Annotated in this window: 3 protein-coding genes and 1 pseudogene; 2 read left to right on the top strand and 2 right to left on the bottom strand. The window is 37.3% G+C overall.

Translation table 11 applies throughout. The annotated features are described in order from the left end of the window. On the bottom strand, nt 1-395 hold a 395-nt coding region (locus tag A9G41_RS06240), incomplete at its 3' end, for an IS3 family transposase (protein ID WP_143425423.1). Continuing rightward, nucleotides 395-562: a transposase gene (locus tag A9G41_RS13920; RefSeq protein ID WP_081302164.1), complete on the bottom strand. Its 168-nt coding sequence runs from the start codon at nt 560-562 to the stop codon at nt 395-397. The genes A9G41_RS06240 and A9G41_RS13920, both read right to left, overlap by 1 nt. 155 nt (nt 563-717) lie before the next feature. Here A9G41_RS13920 and A9G41_RS14700 point away from each other — a divergent pair. After that, nucleotides 718-894, top strand: a pseudogene (locus A9G41_RS14700) (RHS repeat-associated core domain-containing protein); the annotation flags it as partial. A 57-nt stretch (nt 895-951) separates the two neighbouring features. After that, on the top strand, nt 952-1,431 hold the full coding sequence (locus tag A9G41_RS06230; RefSeq protein ID WP_065582622.1) for a hypothetical protein: 480 nt from the start codon (nt 952-954) through the stop codon (nt 1,429-1,431). Nucleotides 1,432-1,591: the final 160 nt, after the last annotated feature.

Genomic DNA, 1,591 nt, shown 5'->3' with positions numbered 1-1,591 from the left:
CGTTGATTACAGCGACTATCACTCATAAAATCCATTGACCAACATTCACCTTGTTTATTGGGGGCTAATAACCTTTCCGGGCATCGTGGAGGAATGCGTTTTTTACGCTTTACCCTGAGATTAAGCTTTAATTCACAATACACCCGATATACCCGTTTATGATTCCATTGATAGCCGAGCTTTCTGATACGATTAAAACATTTAGGAAAGCCCCAGCGTAAATGCCGGTCTGTGATAGCATTCAACACCGAAACAATCACCGAATCATCCTGTAACTTAGCTTGATAATAGTAAGCACAACGGCTTAAACCAACAATGGCACAACTCATAGCAATAGTAACTGAATGATTTTGTTGTAGTTGCTGTGCCCACGTTTTACGTGCCCCTGTTGGCACTAAAGCTTTTTTATGATTTCTTCCTGAAGCTGAGATTTTAAACTGAGCTCAGCAAACATCTGTTTAAGTTTACGGTTTTCCGCCTCCAGCTCCTTTAAACGTTTGATGTCTGAAATTTCCATACCACCGTATTTATCACGCCATTTATAGAAAGTTGAATTACCCATGCCCTATTTACGACAGAGCTCCTTGACAGGAATACCCGCTTCAGCTTCTTTTAAAATAGCGACGATTTGATGTTCAGTCATTTTTTTCATCATTGAATCCTCTTTTACTTTTATCATAGAGAATTTCCTACTTTTTGGCTGTACTATTTTAGGGGATAGTTACAAACGAAACCTACCATCAGGACGATACCCAAGCCCTGCCCGATAACCCGTTAAGATTCCAAGGGCAATATTATGATGAGGAAACAGGACTTCATTACAACCTAAACCGCTATTACGACCCATTTACCGGCAGATATATCACCCAAGACCCACTAGGTATACTGGGTGGCTTAAATAGTTATCAATATGTCAATGGTGATCCGATAAATTGGATAGATCCGTTAGGGTTGATTAAGGTTGAAAATAGTGGATTTGAAGGGGTTGCAGGAAAAGAAAAGATAGGTATTCCAACCACTACCGCTAAGGATCCATTAAGTCCTGTTCAGCAGTATGATGCATATGGTAATGAAATTGTTTATAGAACTATGTCACAAGAGCAATTTAAGCAGTTTGAGAGAACAGGCATAATGCCTCCAACAACCGAAACTTCCATCTCTCCAGTTTTAGGATATTCATCAAAATATAATGGAGTAACCGTAAAAATCGTGGTTAAACAAGGAACATTTGCTAAGTTAGAAGAAATAGGTATTGCAGCAAATTCTGCAGCGGCAAAAGTATTTCCTAATATGTCGATTAAAACTGGGAAATGGATGAAAACCAATACTCGTTTTAAAGTTGAAGGTGGGCAAATGACAACTCAACTTGGACAAGGTAGAGGTATAGAGATTTTTAATGAAAATATTGTTCATTTTGAAAAAGTAAAATAAAGGTAAAAATATGCTATTAAAATTAGAAACTTCTAAAGTTCCAATGAAAATGGTCTTTTTATTATCAAAGGAATTAAAAAATAATCCAGAAAGAGTCGCTTTAACACAAGCATTAACGTTAGACAAATCAAAACCTACAATGGGTCTCAAAGGTACCAAT

Origin of the sequence: Gilliamella sp. Nev5-1, assembly GCF_001690895.1 — a bacterium.
Taxonomy (GTDB): domain Bacteria; phylum Pseudomonadota; class Gammaproteobacteria; order Enterobacterales; family Orbaceae; genus Gilliamella; species Gilliamella apicola_C.
The sequence above is the reverse complement of the archived record's forward strand: the minus strand, read 5'-3'. Positions and strand labels throughout refer to the sequence as shown.